This is a genomic window from Pseudomonas sp. Pse79 (assembly GCF_024519615.1).
Classification (GTDB): domain Bacteria; phylum Pseudomonadota; class Gammaproteobacteria; order Pseudomonadales; family Pseudomonadaceae; genus Aquipseudomonas; species Aquipseudomonas veronii.
Genome location: NZ_JALJRR010000013.1, coordinates 123152 through 145313, shown reverse-complemented (window position 1 = coordinate 145313; position 22162 = coordinate 123152). Strand labels below are relative to the sequence as shown.

The following is a 22162-nucleotide window of genomic DNA, read 5'->3' as shown; positions in this document are numbered from 1 at the left end:
TTCCACACCGATGGCGGGCCAACGACCTGGGGTCGTCATTATTATTGGGCGGCGCTCAGAGCGCTGCCGCACAGTAATAACCCAGGGGAAACAACGTCAATTGATCGAACCGGGATCTGTGCGGTCACCGAACAGCTTAGGCAAACAGTTGCGCACTCAACTCACGGCTGGCGCTGAGCATGCTCGGCAGGAAGCGCTGCTCCAGTTCGCTACGGCTGACACGACCGGCATGGGTACTCACGTTGAGCGCCGCCAGCACCTGGCCGGACGCGTCATACACCGGCACCGCAATGGAGCGCAGGCCTTGTTCCAACTCCTGATCGACGATGCACCAGCCCTGCTGGCGCACGTGTTGCAGACACTCGAACAAGGCTTCGGGCGTGGTAAGGGTGCGGCTGGTCTTGGTTTGCAGGTCGGCGTGGTCGAGGTAGTCCTGCAGCGACGCATCGTCCAGCGCCGCCAGCAGGATGCGGCCCATGGAAGTGCAGTACGCCGGCAAGCGCCCGCCTACCGAGAGGTCCACGGAAATCAGGCGCTGTGTGGTGGCCGACCGGGCGATATAGAGGATGTCGTCACCTTCCAGGGTGGCCATGTTGCAGGCTTCGTGAAGCTGCTCGCTCATGCGGTCCAGGTACGGTTGAGCGGAGACCGCCAGCGGCGTCGAGGACAGATAGGCATGCCCGAGGGTCAGCACCTTGGGCAACAGCGAATAGGTGCGCCCGTCAGTGGTGGCGTAGCCGAGCTTGATCAAGGTGTGCAGGCAACGGCGCACGGCGGCGCGGGGGATTTCGGTACGGTGGCTGATTTGGGCGATGGTCAAGTGACGCTTGCGTTCCTGGAACGCCTGCACCACGGCCAAGCCACGGGCCAGGGAGGTCATGAAGTCCGGATCACCGGTGAATGCCTGGATGCGTTTGGCCGGTGAAGCCACGATCGGCGGCGCCGCTGACGCGAAGGAGTTGCGCAATTGATCGTTCATTTCAAGGTCCTCTTTATTATTTTCAACCGCTGGCGCTTATCGGCAACCGCGAAGGTTGCTCGCTATTGAAAGCCGCCCCGACCGGGAGACACAAGGTTGAGCCAGCAACGTTGGGCGATTATCGGACGATCATGCGATTATCGCAATTTTGCCGGCGCGATCATAAAAACCGGATCGCATGACAGCATTGGGCTTACGCCGGCATTTATGCCGGCCACTTCCCAACCAAGACTGACGCGTGCATGTAACAAAAGCCTCACACAACGTTGACGCTTTTTAACTTTATGATGATAGTGTTATTAAAATGCGCCGCTATAATGCAACCTGTGCAGAGGTCAGCCCGATATCCATATCGGGATGGGAGCTCGCCCGGCATCGTATGTTGATTATGCTGCCGTTTATAAATACCGGTTCAAGGAAGTCACCGCTGGCAATTCGTCTAAAGTTGAAGGGTTCACCTGCTCAACTTAAAACATGCCGAGGGCAATATTCGGGTGTAGCACTGCACGTTAATTAAACTCAACTCAAATTAGGTAACACTGTGACGAAAGATGAACTGCGCGCGGAACTTGAGCGCCAGGAGCAACGTTACAAGGACGTATACGGCGGGGAAGTCACCACCTACGCCGCTCAGCCTGAACCAGAGCGCAAGCCATGGCGCAAACGAGCGAGTCTGCTCGATCAGGCCTTTGCCCAGGAGATCCAAAAGATTGAACAGGAACTCAAAACCGAAGAGCCATAAGCATCGAGGTTTGAGTCCAACGGGTTCTGCTGTCTCCGCCGGCTCACCGCCGGCGGAGGGCACCTCGCTCGTGGGTCAATTATTCAGCGTCCTGCTGCGACCAACGAAATTTCGTACAAATGTTTCAGAGATGACGTTTAGGTGACAAAACCCCACCTCTACGACGCCGCGCTTTGTAAATCAAAGACTTGCCGAGCCCCCGAAAACCCTGGGATGCGCGCTGCTGCCCGGCTTTTTTTCAATGAAGATTGTTACCGATGAGCAGCTAGTGCATCGATTACCGAGGTTTTCTGGCATAATCGCGCCCCCTTACGACCGGGTCAGAAAACCTTCATGATCGATTTATTCAGCGGACTGGATGCTTGGGTTCTCGTGAGCCTGCTGCTCGCCCTGGCCTTTGTCCTCGCCTTCGAGTTCATCAATGGCTTTCATGACACCGCTAACGCGGTGGCCACAGTCATCTATACCAAAGCCATGCCGCCGCATCTGGCCGTGTTCTTCTCCGGGTTGTTCAACTTCCTCGGCGTATTGCTCGGCGGTGTCGGTGTCGCCTACGCCATCGTGCATTTGCTGCCGGTGGAATTGCTGATCAATGTGAACACCGGCCATGGTCTGGCGATGGTCTTCTCATTATTGGCCGCGGCGATCACCTGGAACCTGGGCACCTGGTACTTCGGTATTCCCGCCTCCAGCTCGCACACCCTGATCGGTTCGATCCTGGGCGTCGGCCTGGCCAATGCGCTGATCAACGACATTCCCCTGGCTGACGGGGTGAACTGGCAGAAGGCGATCGATATCGGTGCGTCCCTGGTGTTCTCGCCCATGGCCGGCTTTCTGGTCGCAGCCCTGTTGCTGATCAGCCTGAAGTGGTGGCGTCCGCTGTCCAAGATGCATAAAACTCCGGACGAGCGCCGCAAGGTCGACGAGAAGAAGCGCCCGCCGTTCTGGAACCGCTTGGTTCTGGTGATTTCCGCCATGGCCGTGAGTTTCGTCCACGGCTCCAACGATGGGCAAAAAGGTATCGGCCTGATCATGCTGGTGCTGATCGGTATCGTGCCGGCGCAGTTCGTTCTCGACCTGGGCAGCACCACTTACCAGATCGAGCGTACCCGCGACGCCACCCTGCACCTGAACCAGTTCTACCAGCGCAATCAAGTAACCCTGGGCGAATTCCTGGCTCTGGGCAAAAGCGTGAAGGACGACCTGCCGGGCAAGTTCCGCTGCAACCCACAGCAGACTGAACCGACCATCAACGCGCTGCTCGACACCTTGAAAGGTGTTTCCGACTACCATTCGTTGACGTCCGACCAGCGCATTGAGGTACGCCGCTACCTGCTGTGCCTGGACGACACCGCGAAGAAAGTCGGCAAGCTGCCAGGCCTGGACGCCCGTGAGAAATCCGACCTCGACAAGCTGCGCAAAGACCTGACCGCCACCACCGAATACGCACCGTTCTGGGTGATTATCGCGGTCGCACTCGCCCTGGGCCTGGGCACCATGGTCGGCTGGAAGCGCGTGGTACTGACCATCGGCGAGAAGATCGGCAAGCAGGGCATGACTTATGCCCAAGGCATGTCAGCGCAAATCACCACCGCCAGCATGATCGCTCTGGCCAACATCTTCAGCCTGCCGGTATCGACCACCCACGTGCTGTCGTCCGGTGTTGCCGGCACCATGGTTGCCAACAAGAGCGGCCTGCAAGGCGGCACGGTGAAGACCATCCTGATGGCCTGGGTATTGACCCTGCCGGCGACCGTAGGCCTGTCGGCCGGGTTGTTCTGGATGGCGTCCAAGGCGCTGGGCAGCTGATAGCCCGCTGGCCATGACAAAGGTGCGATCCGCGAGGGTCGCACCTTTTTTTATGCGGTCGATCTCAAGCCGAACGCCGTTCAGAAGTGAGAGCGGTGTTGATTAAATCGCGGGCAAAAAAAAGGGCGACCGAAGTCGCCCAAAATGCCTTGCGTGCTCATGTAACCTGGAAAAACCTATGGTTTTTTACGCTTGTTCGCGTCTCTCCAGATAAAAAATCCAAACCCTACGAAGAACAGCACCATGAGGCCAACTGTCAGCACTCCGGCAAATACCACATTATCGAAAAACATGACTGGCCTCCTGCTGTTGCCTTGTTGCGATAGGGCTAAGTTAAAGGAGAAGGCGGGATGGGAAATTGACGAGGATCAATGTCGCCCACGACGGGGCGTAAAGAAGGGAAATAACTGACCTGCATCAATAGATGCAGGCTGTTTCAACGCTTTTTCGGTTTGTTTTTCGGTTTTTTCTTAACTTTTCCGAGCGGCATCGCCTGTTCAAACGCCTGGCGAACCTCATTCAGACGTTTATCGTTGAGGTCATGCACCCGTTTAGCGCGTTCGGCGTTCAGGTCGATCAGTTTGTCGTCATCACTCATGGCTTGGCTTACGTCGTGGCGGGGATCGCTTAATAATGCGGCCTCACTTGCCCGACAGCAAATCAGCGGGCGACAAAATGCAGGTCATCGCCCAAAATCGGCACTTCCCCCTTACCCAAGAGGCGCACACAGGTGGCACTGCACAAGGACCTTCCGCCGTTGCTGGCCCTGCGCGCCTTCGAGGCCGTGGCGCGGCACTTGAGCTTTATCAAGGCGGCCCATGAGTTGTCAGTGACCCAGAGTGCGCTCAGCCATCAGGTACACAAGCTCGAACAGTACCTGGGCAAACCACTATTTGTCCGACGCACCCGCGCGATTGATCTGACCGCAGACGGCCAACACTACTACGAGCAAATCCGCCCTGCCCTCGACCTGATCGCCGCTGCCACCCGCAGCCAACGGGTGGTGTCCAGCGTCACGGTGTTGCGCATCGGCTTGCTCGCGTCCTTTGCCACCTTATGGCTGGCGCCGCGCCTGGCGGGTTTTCTGCAACGCTACCCGCAGATCCAGGTGGAGTTGGTGCCTGCGATTCAACTGGCAAACGTCGCGGCGGCCGAGGTCGACCTGGCCATCCGCTATGGCAAGGGCGACTGGCCTGACGTGCAGGCCACGCGGCTGATGCCGGAAGTGCTCTCCCCCGTGTGCAGCCCGGCGTTCAAGGCCAGCCGGCAGCACAACGGCGCACTGCTGATGGCCACCTCGCACCGCCCGTTCGAATGGACGGATTGGTCCGGCCATTATCAAGTCGACCTCAGCCCGCATCCGCGCGTGGTGCTGCATGACTACAACATCGTGGTCGAAGCCGCCGTGGCCGGCCAAGGTATCGCCATGGGCCGTCACCGCTTGATCGAGCGTCGGCTCCAGGACGGCAGCCTGGTAGAAGCCTTCGACTGGCCGCCGTATCGCAGCGAAATCGGCTACTGGCTGATCGCGCCCCAAGGCCCCGCCAGCGCGGCGGCCGAATGTTTCAGCGCGTGGTTGAAGGCTGCCTGCGCCGACGCGTGAGTTATTTCGATACGTCGGATGATATCTATGCGTTTGCCGTCCATCACCTTGATCAACATGCTGAAACCTCTCAACCCAGAGGATTCAACATGCGCGATTCCATCCGCCAACGCGTGCAGGCCCTCGGCCTCACGCTGCCGACGCCCAGCCAGCCGATTGCCAATTACATCAACCATGTGATCAGCCGGAATCAGTTGTTTATCTCCGGGAAAATCCCATTGCTGGACGGCAAACCGGCCTATGTCGGCCGCCTGGGCGAATCCCTCGGCGACAAAGGCCGGCATGTACGCACCGCTGTCGGCGTGTCCAGCCTGCCGGGGGGCGTGGCGGTGGAAGTCGACGCCATGTTCGAGCTGCAGCCATGAGCCCGCTCGACGTCCAGCGCCTGCGCGAGGCCACGCCGGGTTGCCGGTCCGGTCTCGTACACTTCAACACGGCCGGTGCTGCATTGCCGAGCCAGGCGACCCTCGACACCATCATCGAGCAACTGCAACGCGAAGCGTGCGACGGCCCGATGGAGGCCTGCGAGCATGGCGCCATCCTGGTGGAAAAAGCCCGCCGCGCCGCCGGCCAGTTGCTCAATGCACCCACCGCGTCGATTGCCTTTGCCGGCAGCGGCTCGACCGCCTGGAGCCTGGCGTTCCAGGCGCTGGGCCGGTGGCAGCCGGGCGACAGGATTCTGGTGGGGCGCCACGAATGGGGCGGCAACCTGGCGAGTATGGAACTGGCGGTGCAGGCCGGTGCGCGAATCGAGGTAATCCCCTGCGATGAAACCGGTGCAGTCTGCCCGGTAGCCCTGGAAGCGATGATCGACGCAAGCGTGAAACTGATCGACCTGACCTGGCTCCCCGCCAATGGCGGCCTGATCAACCCCGCCCAGGCGATTGGTGAAGTGGCCAGGCGGCATGGCATCCCCTACTTCATCGATGCCGGCCAGGCGGTCGGCCAGGTGCCGGTGGATGTGCAGGCGCTGCACTGCGACGTGCTCAAGTCGGCGGGCCGCAAGCACCTGCGCGGGCCGCGGGGCACGGCGCTGCTGTACGTGCGGCCGGACTTTCTGGCGCGGTTGAACCCTGCGCAGCGCGATGTGTTTTCAGCGCCGTGGAGCGCCCAGGGGTTCGGCCTGCGCAACGATGCCCGACGCTTTGAAACCAGCGAAACGTCCTACGCCTTATTCGCAGGTTTGGGCAATGCGTTGCAGGAACTCAATCAACTGGGGATTGAGCGGGTGTGGGACCGGGTCCGGCAGACCAGCGAGCGAATCCGCGAAACGTTGCGTCAGACCCCGGGAATCTCCCTGCATGACTTGGGCAACAGCCAATCAGGCTTGATCGCCTTCAACCTCGCCGGCTGGGACGCCTTCGAGCTCAAGCGTCGCCTGGAGCTCAAGCGCATCAATATCGGCGCCAACGATGTGGCATATACCCCACTGGATATGCAGGCACGAGGCCTGGCCAGCATTGCGCGAATCTCCGTCAGCCCGCTCAACACCGATCAGGACATTGAACGGCTGATGGCGGCCTTGCGCGAACTGCGCGATTAAACCTCGACGTCCACCCACAACCCTTGGCGCGGCGCGTCTTCGATCAGCGGCGCCACGGGCACGGTGTTATCGGCGTTGAGCTCGTCGCCCGGGATCGCCAAGTGCGCCTCCGGGTCGTCATCGGCTTCACGCCGGCGTTTCTGCTGCTCCTGCTGGCGACGTTGCTCCTCGCGCAGCAAAAACGTCGACTGCTCGGCATCGCCATTTTTCAGGTCGATCGTGCTCTCGTTGGAACTCGCTTGTACGGGCACCACGGGCGGAATATCGGGTTTTTGACGCACCGGGTCGAGTTGCGACGTGACCGGCACAACGCTGACGGGCAGCATAGGTGGCAGCATAATAGTTGTTCTCCTGTCAGCAGGCTGTCGGCGGGCGGCGGGCGGACTTGAGCGCAGGCTTGCCAACCTGTGACCCAGTCGACACTCACAAGTGCCCGCCATCTGTCGACTCAACATTCGATGCACGGCGCAAACCGCGTAGTTTTTGTCAGAGTCCTTTGGATGAGGGCCTTGTTCCGTTAAGATAGTCGGCTTTTTCACGGCGGGAGTCAGGCAGCATGGCGCAGCAGTATCAACCGGGGCAACGCTGGATTAGTGACAGCGAAGCAGAGCTGGGTTTAGGCACCGTTCTGGCACAGGACGGCCGCTTGCTGACCGTGCTCTATCCGGCCACTGGCGACACGCGCCAGTATGCGCTACGGAATGCGCCCCTCACCCGCGTGAGGTTCTCGCCGGGCGACAGCATCACCCATTTCGAAGGCTGGAAAATGACCGTGCAAGAAGTCGACGACGTCGACGGCCTGCTGGTCTACCACGGCCTCAATGGGCAGAACGAGCAGGTCACCCTGCCGGAAACCCAACTGTCGAACTTCATCCAGTTCCGCCTGGCCAGCGACCGTCTGTTCGCCGGGCAGATCGACCCGCTGGCCTGGTTCTCGCTGCGCTATCACACCCTGGAACACACCAGCCGCCAGTTGCAATCTTCGCTGTGGGGCCTGGGCGGCGTGCGGGCGCAACCGATTGCCCACCAGTTGCACATCGCCCGTGAAGTCGCCGACCGTATCGCGCCACGGGTATTGCTGGCCGACGAAGTGGGCCTGGGCAAGACCATCGAAGCCGGCCTGGTGATCCATCGCCAGCTGCTGTCCGGGCGCGCCAACCGCGTGCTGATCCTGGTTCCGGAAAACCTGCAACACCAATGGCTGGTGGAAATGCGCCGGCGCTTCAACCTGCAAGTGGCGCTGTTCGACGAAGAACGCTTCATCGAAAGCGATGCCGCCAACCCGTTCGAAGACACCCAGCTGGCCCTGGTGGCCCTGGAGTGGCTGGTGGACGACGAGAAGGCCCAGGACGCACTGTTCGCCGCCGGCTGGGACCTGATGGTGGTCGACGAAGCCCACCACCTGGTCTGGCATGAAGACAACGCCAGCGCCGAGTACTCGCTGGTCGAACAGCTGGCCGAGGTCATCCCTGGCGTGCTGCTGCTCACCGCTACCCCGGAACAACTGGGCCAGGACAGCCACTTCGCACGCCTGCGCCTGCTGGACCCGAACCGTTTCCACGATCTGCAAGCGTTCCGCGCCGAAAGCGAGAACTATCGCCCGGTGGCCGAAGCGGTGCAGGAACTGCTGGACAAGGGCCGTCTCTCCCCGGCCGCGCACACCACCATCCAGGGTTTCCTCGGCAACGAAGGTGAAGCGCTGCTCACCGCCGTCAACGATGGCGACACCGAAGCCAGCGCGCGCCTGGTGCGCGAGCTGCTCGACCGCCACGGCACCGGCCGCGTACTGTTCCGCAACACCCGCGCCGCGGTGCAGGGCTTCCCGGAGCGCAAGCTGCACGCCTACCCGCTGCCGAACCCGGACGAATACCTCGAATTGCCGCTGGGCGAACATGCCGAGCTGTACCCGGAAGTCAGCTTCCAGTCGCAGCCGGACATTGAGGAAGACAATCGCTGGTGGCGCTTCGACCCACGGGTTGAATGGCTGATCGACCAGCTGAAAATGCTCAAGCGCACCAAGGTCCTGGTGATCTGCGCCCACGCCGAAACCGCGATGGACCTCGAAGACGCCCTGCGCGTGCGCTCCGGCATCCCGGCCACGGTGTTCCACGAAGGCATGAACATCCTCGAACGTGACCGCGCCGCCGCCTACTTCGCCGATGAAGAATTCGGCGCCCAGGTGCTGATCTGTTCGGAAATCGGCAGCGAAGGCCGCAACTTCCAGTTCTCCCACCACCTGGTGCTGTTCGACCTGCCGTCCCACCCCGACCTGCTGGAACAGCGGATCGGCCGTCTGGACCGGATCGGCCAGAAACATGTGATCGAACTGCACGTGCCGTACCTGGAAACCAGCCCGCAAGAGCGCCTGTTCCAGTGGTACCACGAAGCGCTGAATGCGTTCCTCAACACCTGCCCGACCGGCAACGCCTTGCAGCATCAGTTCGGCCCACGCCTGCTGCCGCTGCTGGAAAACGCCGACGACGGCGAGTGGCAAGCCCTGATCGACGAAGCCCGTGCCGAGCGCGAGCGCCTGGAACAGGAACTGCACACCGGCCGCGACCGTTTGCTGGAACTCAACTCCGGCGGCGCGGGCGAAGGCGATGCGCTGGTGGAAGACATCCTCGAGCAAGACGACCAGTTCGCCCTGCCGATCTATATGGAAACCCTGTTCGATGCGTTTGGTATCGACAGCGAAGACCATTCGGAAAACGCGCTGATCCTCAAGCCCAGCGAAAAAATGCTCGACGCCAGCTTCCCCCTGGGCGACGACGAAGGGGTGACCATCACCTACGACCGTAACCAGGCGCTGTCGCGTGAAGACATGCAGTTCATCACCTGGGAACACCCGATGGTGCAGGGCGGCATGGACCTGGTGCTGTCCGGTTCCATGGGCAACACCGCCGTCGCGCTGATCAAGAACAAGGCGCTCAAGCCCGGCACCGTGTTGCTGGAGCTGCTCTACGTCAGCGAAGTGGTTGCCCCGCGCTCGCTGCAACTGGGCCGCTACCTGCCGCCGGCCGCCCTGCGCTGCCTGCTGGACGCCAACGGCAACGACCTGTCCGGCCGCGTGTCGTTCGAAACCTTGAACGACCAGCTGGAAAGCGTGCCACGGGCCAGCGCCAACAAGTTCGTCCAGGCCCAGCGCGACCAGCTGACGCCACGCATCAACGCCGGCGAAGAGAAGATCACCCCGCGCCACGCCGAGCGCGTGGCCGAGGCCAAGCGTCGCCTGGCAGCCGACACCGACGAAGAACTGGCGCGCCTGACCGCGTTGCAAGCGGTCAACCCGACCGTGCGCGACAGCGAACTGGTTGCCCTGCGCCAACAGCGCGAGCAAGGCCTGGCCATGCTCGACAAGGCCGCGCTGCGCCTGGAAGCGATCCGGGTGTTGGTGGCGGGTTGATTGCTGCGTTGCTCAGCTAAAAAGAAGGCCCGCGCAATGCGGGCCTTTTTTATTCACTGAAGAAGGTCTTCGCCAGTCATGGCCTCATCGGGAGCAAGCCCCCTCCCACACTTGGAATGCAGTTGCAGTGTGGGAGGGAGCTTGCTCCCGATGGCGTCAACGCGATCTCAAGCCGTCGCAGCAGCAGCCGGCACCGCCACCTCCACCGCCACCAGCCCGTCTTTCATCCGCTTGGCATCCCGCACAAAACTGCGCGACGCCTGAAACAGAAACAGCATGGTCAAGAACAGCGCCACCGGAATCAGGTACATGGCGTCATGCAACCCCACCGCTTTATAAGCCTCGGTCATCTGCTCCGCCCCGGCGGCATACATCGCCGAATGGGCAAAGTGATCGGACAAGCCCCCCACCACCACCGGCCCCATGCCGCCACCCAGCAAGTACAGGCCGGCAAAGAACAGCGCCATCGCCGTGGCCCGCAGGCGCGGCTCGACCACGTCCTGGATCGCCGTGTACACACAGGTGTAGAAGTTGTAGGCAAACAACCAGCCCACACTGAACAGCGCGACAAACACACCGATCTCGATACGCCCGGCGTGCAAGGCCCAGGCGGTGGTGACGGTGGAAATGATCAGGCTGAACGCGGCAAACAACAGGCGGCCATTGGCAACCCGTTGATGGATCTTGTCGGCAACCCAGCCGCCCAACGTCAGGCCGACCAGCCCGGTCAACCCGACGATCACCCCGGTGGCAACCGCCGCGTCCTGCAACGGCATCAGGAAATAGCGCTGCAGCATCGGCACCAGGAACGAGTTACACGCATAGGTTGCGAAGTTGAAGCACAGCCCGGCCAGCACCAACCAGAGAAAGGTCGGCACCGCCAGCACGCGGCGGATCGGGCGGTCGACGCGTTCCTGGGAGACTTGCACGGTTTCTGCCGCGCCGCGCTTGGGTTCTTTGATAAAGAACATGAAGACCGCGAGGATCAGCCCCGGCACGGCCGCGATAAAGAACGGCGCGCGCCAGCTGTCGAACGCCTTGACCATCGCGCCAATGGTAAAGAACGCCAGTAACAGGCCCAATGGCAGGCCCAGCATGAAAATGCCCATGGCCCGCGCACGGCGGTGGGCCGGGAACAGGTCGCCAATCAGCGAGTTGGCCGCCGGGGCGTAGCTGGCTTCGCCGATGCCGATGCCCATACGCACCAACAGGAACGTCCAGAAACTGCCGACCATGCCGTTGATCGCCGTCAACCCGCTCCACGCGAACAGGCCCCACCCCATGAGTTTGCTGCGCGAACCGGTATCGGCCAGGCGCCCGAGCGGCAGGCCGGCAATGGCGTAGACGATGGTGAAGGCGGTGCCGATGATGCCCAGCTGAAAGTCGCTCAGGTGCCATTCCATGCGGATCGGCTCGATGATGATCGCCGGAATGGTGCGGTCGAAAAAGTTGAACAGGTTGGCGAGGAACAGCAGGAACAGAATGCGCCAGGCATTCGCCGCTTGGGTCGAGTTCTGCATGGGTCCGTCTCTTTTATTGTTATGAGAGCTGCGATGCCCGATGCATCCTGCTCAGGTATCTGCAACATAGTCAGGCCGGCGACGCTTGTCTGTAATGATTCGTAACGCTGATAGGGCATGATTTCACCCGAAACTACGGGACTTTCCCTACGAAAAATATAAGTGTGCTCTCCTCTTCCCAACGGCCATGGCGCGATTAGAATGGCGAGCCTTCCTGTCACAACCCCTCTTACTTTCCTTATCGAAGACGCCCATGTCCGAAGCCAGTCCGTGTCTGAATTGCGGTGCCTGCTGTTCACACTTCCGTGTGTCTTTCTTCTGGGGTGAGTGCGCCTCGGCGGGGGGCACGGTGCCCGATGACCTGGTGGTGCAGATCAACCCCACACGCGTGGCGATGATCGGGACCGACCAGAAACCCGCGCGCTGCTGCAGCCTTGAGGGCGAAGTGGGCAAAGGCACTCATTGCACGATCTATGAGCAGCGCTCCAGCGTGTGCCGCGAGTTCGACGCCTCCTGGAGCCACGGTGTGCAAAACACCGATTGCGATGCCGCGCGCGCAGCATTTGGTCTGACGCCGCTGGAGCCACCGCCTTTCGAGCTGGACCTGCCGATCAGCGCTTAGCATCAATCGCTATAGGCAAGATGCCAAAATCATAGCGAGCAACCTACCATTCGTCCTGGCGAAACCCGCGAGGCTTCTATACTCGACCTCATAGGTCACCGCCGGAAGCAGTGACGTAATGACGGGGCATGCAATGGAATTGCTGGGTCTGCATTTTTTTTCTGACCTCCCCGAGAATGGGCACTTGTTACTCAACTGCAGTCATAACCCCTTTCTGGTGCTACTCGCCTACCTGGTTGCGTGTGCGGCGGGGTTCGGCACATTGGACATGGCCGAACGCGTCGGCCATGTCGAGGACCCCACCGCCCGCCGTCACTGGCGCTGGCTGGGTGCCGTTTGCCTGGCAGGCGGTATCTGGTCGACTCACTACATCAGCGTGCTGGCTTTCGAAGCACCGGTCGTCATTCACTACGAATGGATCATGACGCTCGTGTCGCTGCTGATCGCTCTGGCCGCCGCGTGGTTCGCCATGCAAACCCTCAGTCATCCCCACCCGCGGGTGCGCCAGTGCCTGGCGGCGGCGGTGTGGATGGGCCTGGGCATCGCGCTGATGCATTACGTCGGCATGTCGGCCATGCGCTCCCAGGCCCAGGCGTACTTCGACTCGCAACTGTTCATGGCCTCGGTTGCGATCGCCATCGGCGCCAGCCTGGCGGCATTGTGGCTGTCGATCGCCCTGCGCAAAGGCGCGGGCGTGTTTCACCAATTGCTCAAATACGCCGCCAGCCTGGTACTGGGTGCAGGGATTCTGAGCATGCACTTCACCGGCATGGCCGCCATGCAACTGGTGGTGACCGCCGGCGCTGATCTGTTATTGCCGCAGGAAAACCACCCCATCCAACTGGGGCTGTCGGTGGCGATCATCACCCTGCTGGTGATCGCCAGCAGCATCAGCGCCGCCCTCGCAGACAAGAAGTTACAACACAAGGAGCGCGACCTTCGCCGGGTCAACGCCCTGCTCGGCGAGCTGGACCAGGCCCGCGCCTCGCTGCAACAGGTGGCGCATTACGACGCCTTGACCAGCTTGCTCAATCGCCGTGGTTTCAATCTGATTTTCGCAGAGAAAATCGCAGAAAAAACCCGAAGCAACGGCATGATGGCGGCGATTTTCCTCGATATCGACCATTTCAAGCGTATCAACGACAGCCTCGGGCATGACGCCGGCGACCAGCTGCTCACCGTGTTGGCCGGGCATATCAAGGGCTCGGTGCGCAGCCATGAAGACGTGGTCGCGCGTTTTGGCGGCGATGAGTTCTGCATCCTGATCAGCATCCACCACCGCGATGAAGCGCGGCATTTGGCCCAGCGCATCATGCAAAAAATGAAAACCCCGATCGAACTGGCCGGGCGCCGCATGGTGATGACCACCAGCATCGGCATCAGCCTGTTTCCCGAAGACGGCCTGACCTGCGAAGAATTGCTGAAGACCGCCGACCTGGCGCTGTACCAGTCCAAGGATACGGGGCGTAACAGCCTCAACTTCTTCAGCTCCAACCTGAAAACCCGCGCGTTCATGGAGCTGCAACTGGAAGAGGAACTGCGCATGGCCCTGCGCGCCCGTAACGAACTGGTGTTGTTCTATCAGCCGATCTTCGATATGAAGCGAGGCAGGATCACCCGCCTGGAAGCCATGGTGCGCTGGCAGCATCCGCACCATGGCTTGCTCGCGCCCGACCGTTTTATCGGCATTGCCGAAAGCAACGGATTGATCGCCGAACTGGACCACTGGGTATTGCGCCAGGCCTGTCATGACTTGAGCCTGCTGTCCGACAAGGGCTACGGCGAATTGACCATGGCCGTGAACTGTTCGACGTTGAACCTGGGCCGCGACGAGCTGGTCGATGAGATCGAAGACGCCCTGCGATCCAGTGGGATTGGGGCCAACCGCCTGGAGCTTGAAGTCACCGAAAACGCGCTGATGGGCAATATCAGCAGCACTTTGGCGAAGCTGCGGCAGATCCGCGCGCTGGGCGTGTCGCTGGCGATCGATGACTTCGGCACCGGCTACTCCTCCCTCGCCTACCTCAAGCGCCTGCCGCTCAACACACTGAAGATCAATCGCTCGTTTATCCAGGACATTTCCCAGTCGAGCGCCGACATCGAGATCGTCGAGGCGATTGTCGGCATGGCCCACACCCTGCACTTGCAGGCGGTAATCGAAGGCGTGGAAACCCAGGCCCAGTTCGAGCTGCTGCTTAAACATGGCTGTGACTTCGTTCAGGGCTACCTGTTGAGCCCGGCAGTGCCCGTCGACGAGGTCATCAGCGTGATCCAGGGCATCGATCGGCGCCCCCTCCTGCCGCCGGTCAACGTGGCGGCGGCCAAGGAAGCGCTGTCGCCAAACGAGCTTCGACCAGACCGAAGCTGTCCCGCCTCGATCATCAGGCCAATTCGCTGACGTCTAAATCTTTGGCATTTCGCCATCAATTATCTAAAGAACGCCGGTAAACGGCCGATTCATCAGAGTCGGGCCGGGATTTCCCCTTGAAACGCTAGGGTTAAACCTATCGCCCCGGACCCGAACGCACTGTAAAGTCGCGAACTCCCACTCAGTGATGGCTTTTTAACATTTCACAGCCATCCGCCCAGGTACATGGCGCACAATGACTTCTAAAAATAACTCTGCCACCGTGGTCTCCGATGTGTTGCCGACAGCTCCTGCGGAAAAACCTTCAGGTTCGAAGTCATTGAGCAGCCCCCCTCCACTGGCGACCCAGCAATACCTGTACTTCACCGAGACCAATACCGACCGCATCCTCGACAACCTCGACGGCCTGCGCGACATGGTGTTCCCGCGCCTGCCCCATCAGGAAGTCGATGGCGAGCCGCGCAGCGAACAGGAATTCCCCTCGGTGTGCCTGATCGGCCTGGGCCGCTGCGGTTCGAACATTGCGCTGGACGTGGCCGAGCTGGTCTATAACGCACGCAAGTTCTACCTCAACGAATTCAGTACCGAAGACAAGTCGACAGACAAGGGCTACAGCCCCGCCCAATGGATTCGCAACAACCTGCGCCTGGGCGTCGGCAAGGCCAGCAAACCGGTGTTCCTGGTGGAGCCGCTGGTGATGCTGGGCGACCTGGACAAAGACATCGCCGGGCGCATCCGATTCTCGCGCAAGGGCGAAAAAAGCGGCTTCCTGCGCGATTACAGCAAGATGAAAATCATGGACCTCTCGGAAGTCCATGCCGGTGGCGCCGGTAACGCGCCGATCCTCGGCCAGTACCTGGCCAAGATCATCCTCAATAAAGACACCCAGCGTTTTTCCAGCCCCGACTGGAAGATGATCCATTCGTACCTGATCGACTCCTGCGGCATCAAGGCCAACCAGTCGCGCCTGTATTTCTCGATCTTCAGCGCCGGCGGCGGCACCGGCTCGGGCATGGCGTCGGAGTTCGGCCTGGCCCAACAGCACTCGTACATGAACAAGACGTTCGACACCAAACCGGCCGACGAGCACGACAGCAAAAGCGGCCACGCCTTCGTTTTCGAACCGATCTTCACCAGCGGCATCTGCGTGCTGCCGAACATCTCCGACCACCGCAGCGAAATGTCCGAGGCGCTGCACATCAACGCCGGGCGGCTGCTCTGCAAGTATCTGTCGGAAGAATGGGATTTCTCGTACAACTTCGCCAATGAAGACAGCAGCGAAGCCAGCGTCAAGGGCCGTATCCGCCCGTGGAACGCGATGATGCTGATCTCCAACGACATCATGCGTTACGCCGAAGAGAGCGATGACGGCAATATCCAGAACATTGATGTCAATGCCATGGAAAAGCACGCCAACCAGTATATCTCGCAACAGATCTTCAACATTCTTACCGCCCAGGCGGTCACCACCGACTACGACCAGAACTACTTCCGTCGCGCCGGTATCGACATCGGCGAAACCATCCGCCTGGATGCCAACGACCTGTTCATGAGCCTGGCCGGCCCGGTGGCGATTGCCTACGCCGAATCGGTGGTCCCGGAAACCCCGGCGCCGTCGGGTGACAAGTTCAAGGTGTTCGACAAAGAGCCGCAGCGCCTGAACATCGACGACCTGTTCTTCCGCTCCATCGACCTGCCGCACTTCAACAAAGTCACCCAGGCCATCGAAGGCATCAGCCTGCTGCCGATCGAGTCCAAGCGCTACAAGGCCTCCCTGGAACAGTACAAGAACTCCGGCTATGACGCGGCGGCGCTGCACGACCTGCACTTCTTCAAGAACTGCTCGTCGGTGGTGTCGATCGTGTCGCTGCCCAAGGACTACAAACTGTCCTACATGGACCTGAACCGCCTCAAGACCCACCTCAACAGCCTGTTCCCCAACACCACGCTCAAGCGCTACGCCCTGGTGATCGGCGCGTCGGCCAACCTGTCGTTGACCACCCTGATCGCCAAGAGCCCGTGTCTGTCGGATGATTTCCTGACGCTGATCGTGGCGTTCATCAAACGCTGCTTTGCGCGCAACCCGTACCGTTTCGACGACACGCTGGACAACTCGATCCTGGACTTCATCATCCACGAGGATTTCGACGAAGAGCGTATCGACGAACTGCTCAATGAGTTTGAAAACCCGGCGAAGATCCTCGACACCAACTGGTACGCGATCAAGCCGATGTATGAGAAGAAGTACCGTGAGTTGATCAATGACAAAGATAAGTTTGTCTCGATCAATGACATTCGCCTGTCACGGGATTGCGTGAAGAAGGCGATCAAGTACTTGCGTGAGATTTACCGTCATCGGATCGGCAAGACAAAGATTATTTCGTTGAACAACCATACCGGCAAAACCGCCTAGTTGTCTGTGGTGAGGGAGCACGCTCCCTCGCCACAGCGATCTGCTAACACCAAGAAACAATTCCCCGGGCATTTCGCCGTCGGCAAAACTGTTCCCGTGACGCGCACGTCACCCTCAGCTGTGACCTTTCTCCACGGCAAGATGCCATCACCGCATCAGCGGTTACTCCGCTACACACTTGCAGCGGCGCAAACTGCGCACCATTTTCGTGCAGGCTTTTCTTACGCTGCCCTTTCCTGGATCAGAATCCACGGCGAAACCACCACCGCCCACAGGCTCGGATCACGCTCCAGCAGGTCCAATGCCCGCGTCGCAGACACTTCGCCCAGGCTCCCCGAGGCCAGCCAGGCAGCGACTTTATCGCGCTGATCCTCGGCCATGCCTTCGGCCGCCTCGATCAAATCCAGGCCGGCGTCGACCCACAATAGGGCACCCTTGGCAAAGAACGGTTCGAGCTCCTTCCAGGAGATTTCGGCGGTTTCACCGAGCAGCTTGGCATAGAGGGTGCTAGGTTCTTGCGTCATGGGGATTCACCTTGGGAAAAAATCGGCGCAATCATAACGTCGTGTCTCTCGTAGAAAAACCCAGTTGCAAATGAGTGAACGATTGAAAGCGTCAGGAAAGCCACGGATTGTCCGCCACTGCGGCAGCGTCCCGGCGCAATTCTGTCTTTTTCTTTCATTTAAGCGACACGCCCGGGTATTGCCCCCAGCAGCCAGCTTTTCAAGCGATCAACCGGCGCTCTACACTGTACCGGTACAGTTGCCAGGGCACTGCCGGGGGGATATTCAAGATATCTGATCCGGTTCTGCAGCTCACAAGGCCGCTAGAACTATAAAAAAGACAACAGTAAGAGTGGAGCACTATGAATAAGGCTACTAAGCAGATTTCCAAACTGTTTGCCGCTATGGTCCTGGCCGGGGTTGCCAGCCATTCGTTCGCAGCCGACACCATCAAGATCGGCATCGCCGGGCCTAAAACCGGTCCTGTCACACAATATGGCGACATGCAGTTCATGGGTGCCAAGCAAGCGATCGCCGACATCAACGCCAAAGGCGGCGTCGATGGCAAAATGCTCGAAGCCAAGGAATACGACGACGCCTGCGATCCCAAGCAAGCCGTGGCCGTCGCCAACAAAGTGGTCAACGACGGCGTCAAGTTCGTGGTCGGTCACCTGTGCTCCAGCTCCACTCAGCCCGCGTCCGACATTTATGAAGACGAAGGCGTGATCATGATTACCCCGGCAGCCACCAGCCCGGAAATCACCGCCCGTGGCTACAAGCTGATTTTCCGCACCATCGGCCTGGACAGCGCCCAAGGCCCGGCGGCCGGCAACTACATCGCCGACCACGTGAAACCGAAGATCGTTGCCGTGCTGCACGACAAGCAACAATACGGTGAAGGCATCGCCACTGCCGTTAAACAGACCCTCGAGAAGAAAGGCACCAAGGTTGCCGTCTTCGAAGGCCTGAACGCCGGTGACAAGGACTTCTCCTCGATCATCCAGAAACTCAAGCAAGCCAACGTCGACTTCGTCTACTACGGCGGCTACCACCCTGAGCTGGGCCTGATCCTGCGCCAAGCCAAGGAAAAAGGCCTGAACGCCAAGTTCATGGGCCCAGAAGGCGTCGGCAACGACTCCATCTCGCAAATCGCCCAGGGCGCTTCCGAAGGCCTGCTGGTGACCCTGCCGAAATCCTTCGACACCGACCCGGCCAACAAAGCCATCGTTGAAGAGTTCGCCAAGAACAAGCAGGACCCAACCGGTCCGTTCGTGTTCCCGGCCTACTCGGCCATTGAAGTCATCGCCGGTGGTATCAAAGCCGCGAAAAGCGAAGACACCGCCAAAGTGGCCGAAGCCATCCACGCGGGCACCTTCAAGACCCCTACCGGCGATCTGAGCTTCGACGCCAAGGGCGACCTGAAGGACTTCAAGTTCGTGGTCTACGAGTGGCACTTCGGCAAACCGAAAACCGAAGTTTCCCCTCAGTAAGCCAGGCGTTACTGGTCAACAAGCCCACTGTGAGAGCAGTGGGCTTTGTTTTACGAGGTTTATGGGCCTGTCACCCGCGATCCGGGCGCTGGCTCACCTGAAAATCTTAAAACCGTCACCAGCGGTTCGCTGGCAAACGCTTTGCGCAAATGTGCTCACAGAACACAGCGCAGGGCCGGAACATGACTCCACCAGTGAAATGCGTATCGGGTTTTTAGGAGCGTTGTAATGCCTGAGATCTATCATTTTTTCCAACAGCTGGTTAATGGCCTGACCATTGGCAGCACCTATGCCTTGATAGCCATTGGCTACACAATGGTTTACGGCATCATTGGAATGATCAACTTCGCCCATGGCGAGGTCTACATGATTGGTTCCTACGTGGCCTTCATTGCCCTTGCCGGGCTGGCCATGATGGGGATCCACTCCCTGCCGTTGTTGATGACCGCCGCGTTCCTGGCGTCGATCGTCGTAACCAGTGCCTATGGCTACAGTATCGAACGGGTTGCCTATCGTCCCTTGCGTGGCAGCAACCGTTTGATCCCGCTGATTTCCGCCATCGGCATGTCGATTTTCCTGCAGAACACCGTATTGCTGTCCCAGGACTCCAAGGACAAGTCCATTCCCAACCTGATCCCGGGGAGCTTCTCCTTCGGCCCGGGCGGCGCACAAGAAGTGCTGATTTCGTACATGCAGATCCTGGTCTTCGTCGTCACCCTGGTGGCCATGCTGGGCCTGACCCTGTTCATTTCCCGCTCCCGTCTGGGGCGCGCCTGCCGGGCCTGCGCCGAAGACATCAAGATGGCCAACCTGCTGGGCATCAACACCAACAACATCATCGCCCTGACCTTCGTCATCGGTGCCGCGCTGGCGGCCGTCGCCGCCGTGTTGCTGAGCATGCAGTACGGCGTGATCAACCCCAACGCCGGTTTCCTGGTCGGCCTGAAGGCCTTTACCGCGGCGGTATTGGGCGGCATCGGCAGCATTCCGGGCGCGATGCTCGGCGGGCTGGTGCTGGGGGTGGCCGAAGCGTTTGGCGCCGATATCTTCGGCGACCAGTACAAGGACGTCGTGGCGTTCGGCCTGTTGGTTCTGGTGCTGTTGTTCCGTCCGACCGGCATCCTGGGCCGTCCGGAGGTTGAGAAAGTATGAGCAGATATCTTAAATCGGCGTTTTTCAGCGCCCTGTTGGTGTGGGCCGTGGCGTTCCCGGTACTCGGCCTCAAGCTGAGCATTGTCGGCATCAACCTGGAAGTGCATGGCACCGGTCCCGTGACCCTGACCATCATTGCCCTGTGTTCGGTGCTGATGTTCCTGCGCGTGCTGTTCACCCGGCAGGTCGGCGCGTTGTTCAAGGGTAACCGTGGCCCGCTGGTATCGCCCAAGGTCAGCCAATTCCTGACCCTGCCGCGCACCCAGCGCTACATCATCATCGGCCTGATCGTGGCCGCGCTGATCTGGCCGTTCTTCGGCTCGCGCGGTGCGGTCGACATCGCCACCCTGATCCTGATCTACGTGTTGCTGGGCCTGGGCCTGAACATCGTGGTCGGTCTGGCCGGCCTGCTCGACCTGGGTTATGTGGGTTTCTACGCCGTGGGCGCCTACACCTATGCGCTGCTCTCGCACTACCTGGGCTGGAGCTTCTGGATCTGCCTGCCCCTGGCCGGCATGGCGGCGGCGACGTTCGGCTTCCTGCTGGGCTTCCCGGTGCTGCGTCTGCGCGGTGACTACCTGGCCATCGTGACCTTGGGCTTCGGGGAAATCATCCGACTGTTCCTGCGTAACCTGACCGACATCACCGGTGGTCCCAACGGCATCAGCAGCATTCCCAAGCCGACGTTCTTCGGGCTGTCGTTCGAGCGCTCTGCGGCCGAAGGCATGCAGACCTTCCACGAGTACTTCGGGATTGCCTACAACCCGGTGAGCAAAGTGGTGTTCCTGTACCTGGTGGCGCTGTTGCTGGCCCTGGCCGCACTGTTCGTGATCAACCGCCTGCTGCGCATGCCGATCGGCCGTGCGTGGGAAGCGCTGCGCGAAGATGAAATCGCCTGCCGGGCCCTGGGCCTGAACCCGACCATCATCAAGCTGTCCGCGTTCACCCTGGGCGCCGCGTTCGCCGGTTTTGCCGGTAGCTTCTTCGCCGCTCGCCAAGGCCTGGTGACGCCGGAGTCGTTCACCTTTATCGAGTCGGCGATCATCCTCGCCATCGTGGTACTGGGTGGCATGGGCTCGCAGTTGGGCGTGATTCTCGCGGCGATCGTGATGATCCTGCTGCCGGAAATGATGCGTGAGTTCAGCGAATACCGCATGTTGATGTTCGGCGCCATGATGGTGCTGATGATGATCTGGCGTCCTCAAGGCCTGCTGCCCATGCAACGTCCACACATGGAGCTGCGCAAATGAGCCGCGAGATCCTGAAAGTCGAAAACTTGAGCATGCGCTTCGGCGGCTTGCTGGCGGTCAATGGCGTGGCCCTGACCGTGAAGGAAAAACAAGTGGTTGCGCTGATCGGCCCCAACGGCGCCGGCAAGACCACGGTGTTCAACTGCCTCACCGGTTTCTACAAGCCAAGCGGTGGCAGCATCCTGCTCGACGGCCAGCCGATCCAGGGCCTGGCCGGTCACGAGATCGCCCGCAAAGGCGTGGTGCGGACCTTCCAGAACGTGCGGTTGTTCAAGGACATGACGGCGGTCGAGAACCTGCTGATCGCTCAGCACCGTCACTTGAACACCAACTTCTTCGCTGGCTTGTTCAAGACCCCGGCGTTCCGCAAGAGCGAGCGCGAGGCCATGGAATACGCGGAGTATTGGCTGGACAAGGTCAACCTCACCGAGTTCGCCAACCGCCCCGCCGGCACCCTGGCCTATGGGCAGCAACGTCGCCTGGAAATCGCCCGCTGCATGATGACCCGCCCGCGGATCCTGATGCTCGACGAACCGGCCGCCGGCTTGAACCCCAAGGAAACCGAAGACCTCAAGGCGCTGATCGGCGTGTTGCGTGAGGAAAACAACGCCACCGTGCTGTTGATCGAACACGACATGAAACTGGTCATGAGCATTTCCGACCACATCGTGGTGATCAACCAGGGCACGCCCCTGGCCGACGGTACGCCGGAGCAGATCCGCGACAATCCTGAAGTGATCAAAGCCTATCTGGGGGAAGCGTAAA

Annotated in this window: 19 protein-coding genes; 13 read left to right on the top strand and 6 right to left on the bottom strand. The window is 60.4% G+C overall.

From position 1 onward, the window contains the following. Positions 1-136: 136 nt before the first annotated feature. Positions 137-979 carry a pca regulon transcriptional regulator PcaR gene (gene pcaR / locus NR164_RS17940; protein ID WP_017844814.1) on the bottom strand — a complete coding sequence of 281 codons (843 nt, stop codon included), beginning with the start codon at positions 977-979 and terminating at the stop codon, positions 137-139. Between the two features lie 541 nt (positions 980-1520). Here pcaR and NR164_RS17935 point away from each other — a divergent pair. Together NR164_RS17935 and NR164_RS17930 are read left to right on the top strand one after the other, a co-directional pair. Further along, positions 1521-1721: a hypothetical protein gene (locus NR164_RS17935; protein ID WP_003189295.1), complete on the top strand. Its 201-nt coding sequence runs from the start codon at positions 1521-1523 to the stop codon at positions 1719-1721. Between the two features lie 333 nt (positions 1722-2054). Next, on the top strand, positions 2055-3530 hold the full coding sequence (locus tag NR164_RS17930; protein WP_017844813.1) for an inorganic phosphate transporter: 1476 nt from the start codon (positions 2055-2057) through the stop codon (positions 3528-3530). Between the two features lie 176 nt (positions 3531-3706). Here NR164_RS17930 and ccoM read toward each other — a convergent pair whose 3' ends face one another. Continuing rightward, complete coding sequence (gene ccoM, locus NR164_RS30400) at positions 3707-3823, bottom strand: cytochrome c oxidase subunit CcoM (protein WP_017844812.1); 117 nt, start codon at positions 3821-3823, stop codon at positions 3707-3709. Positions 3824-3966: 143 nt separating this feature from the next. Continuing rightward, on the bottom strand, positions 3967-4128 hold the full coding sequence (locus NR164_RS17920) for a hypothetical protein (protein WP_017844811.1): 162 nt from the start codon (positions 4126-4128) through the stop codon (positions 3967-3969). Between the two features lie 132 nt (positions 4129-4260). On the opposite strand from NR164_RS17920, the gene NR164_RS17915 reads away from it, so the two are divergent. The 3 genes from NR164_RS17915 (at position 4261) to NR164_RS17905 (ending at position 6676) form a co-directional block, all read left to right on the top strand. Next, positions 4261-5133: a LysR substrate-binding domain-containing protein gene (locus tag NR164_RS17915; protein ID WP_046384429.1), complete on the top strand. Its 873-nt coding sequence runs from the start codon at positions 4261-4263 to the stop codon at positions 5131-5133. Between the two features lie 89 nt (positions 5134-5222). Further along, positions 5223-5498: a RidA family protein gene (locus NR164_RS17910; protein WP_079443008.1), complete on the top strand. Its 276-nt coding sequence runs from the start codon at positions 5223-5225 to the stop codon at positions 5496-5498. Then, a complete protein-coding gene (locus NR164_RS17905) occupies positions 5495-6676 on the top strand; it encodes an aminotransferase class V-fold PLP-dependent enzyme (RefSeq protein ID WP_256823046.1) in 1182 nt (393 codons plus the stop codon). The genes NR164_RS17910 and NR164_RS17905 overlap by 4 nt, the downstream gene beginning before the upstream one ends. Here the strand turns inward: NR164_RS17905 and NR164_RS17900 are convergent. Then, a complete protein-coding gene (locus tag NR164_RS17900) occupies positions 6673-7014 on the bottom strand; it encodes a hypothetical protein (protein WP_046384432.1) in 342 nt (113 codons plus the stop codon). The two genes, NR164_RS17905 and NR164_RS17900, sit on opposite strands and share 4 nt — an antisense overlap. Before the next feature lie 218 nt (positions 7015-7232). Between NR164_RS17900 and rapA the strand changes: the two genes are divergently transcribed. Beyond that, positions 7233-10079 carry an RNA polymerase-associated protein RapA gene (gene rapA / locus NR164_RS17895; protein ID WP_057004737.1) on the top strand — a complete coding sequence of 949 codons (2847 nt, stop codon included), beginning with the start codon at positions 7233-7235 and terminating at the stop codon, positions 10077-10079. Positions 10080-10246: 167 nt separating this feature from the next. On the opposite strand, the gene NR164_RS17890 is transcribed toward rapA, so the two are convergent. Next, a complete protein-coding gene (locus NR164_RS17890) occupies positions 10247-11599 on the bottom strand; it encodes an MFS transporter (RefSeq protein ID WP_017844805.1) in 1353 nt (450 codons plus the stop codon). Between the two features lie 253 nt (positions 11600-11852). Between NR164_RS17890 and NR164_RS17885 the strand changes: the two genes are divergently transcribed. The 3 genes from NR164_RS17885 to NR164_RS17875 all read left to right on the top strand — a co-directional run bounded on the left by NR164_RS17885 (position 11853) and on the right by NR164_RS17875 (position 17002). Then, the gene (locus NR164_RS17885; protein WP_057004735.1) at positions 11853-12221 is read left to right on the top strand and encodes a YkgJ family cysteine cluster protein; all 369 of its coding nucleotides are present in this window, start codon (positions 11853-11855) and stop codon (positions 12219-12221) included. Between the two features lie 133 nt (positions 12222-12354). After that, on the top strand, positions 12355-14619 hold the full coding sequence (locus NR164_RS17880) for a bifunctional diguanylate cyclase/phosphodiesterase (protein WP_256823045.1): 2265 nt from the start codon (positions 12355-12357) through the stop codon (positions 14617-14619). A 205-nt stretch (positions 14620-14824) separates the two neighbouring features. Next, positions 14825-17002: a hypothetical protein gene (locus NR164_RS17875; RefSeq protein WP_057004734.1), complete on the top strand. Its 2178-nt coding sequence runs from the start codon at positions 14825-14827 to the stop codon at positions 17000-17002. A gap of 221 nt (positions 17003-17223) precedes the next feature. On the opposite strand, the gene NR164_RS17870 is transcribed toward NR164_RS17875, so the two are convergent. After that, positions 17224-17526 (bottom strand): DUF2288 domain-containing protein, encoded by a 303-nt coding sequence (locus tag NR164_RS17870; protein WP_017844802.1) that lies wholly within the window; start codon positions 17524-17526, stop codon positions 17224-17226. A gap of 341 nt (positions 17527-17867) precedes the next feature. Here NR164_RS17870 and NR164_RS17865 point away from each other — a divergent pair, with 341 nt between their 5' ends. From NR164_RS17865 to livG, 4 genes are all read left to right on the top strand, one after another. Continuing rightward, on the top strand, positions 17868-18995 hold the full coding sequence (locus NR164_RS17865) for a branched-chain amino acid ABC transporter substrate-binding protein (RefSeq protein WP_017844801.1): 1128 nt from the start codon (positions 17868-17870) through the stop codon (positions 18993-18995). A 228-nt stretch (positions 18996-19223) separates the two neighbouring features. After that, on the top strand, positions 19224-20147 hold the full coding sequence (gene livH / locus NR164_RS17860) for a high-affinity branched-chain amino acid ABC transporter permease LivH (RefSeq protein ID WP_003231100.1): 924 nt from the start codon (positions 19224-19226) through the stop codon (positions 20145-20147). Next, entirely contained in the window at positions 20144-21397 is a 1254-nt protein-coding gene (locus tag NR164_RS17855) for a high-affinity branched-chain amino acid ABC transporter permease LivM (protein ID WP_017844800.1), read from the top strand. The genes livH and NR164_RS17855 overlap by 4 nt, the downstream gene beginning before the upstream one ends. After that, positions 21394-22161 (top strand): high-affinity branched-chain amino acid ABC transporter ATP-binding protein LivG, encoded by a 768-nt coding sequence (livG, locus tag NR164_RS17850; RefSeq protein ID WP_012722652.1) that lies wholly within the window; start codon positions 21394-21396, stop codon positions 22159-22161. The genes NR164_RS17855 and livG overlap by 4 nt, the downstream gene beginning before the upstream one ends. The last annotated feature ends 1 nt before the right edge of the window (position 22162 follow it).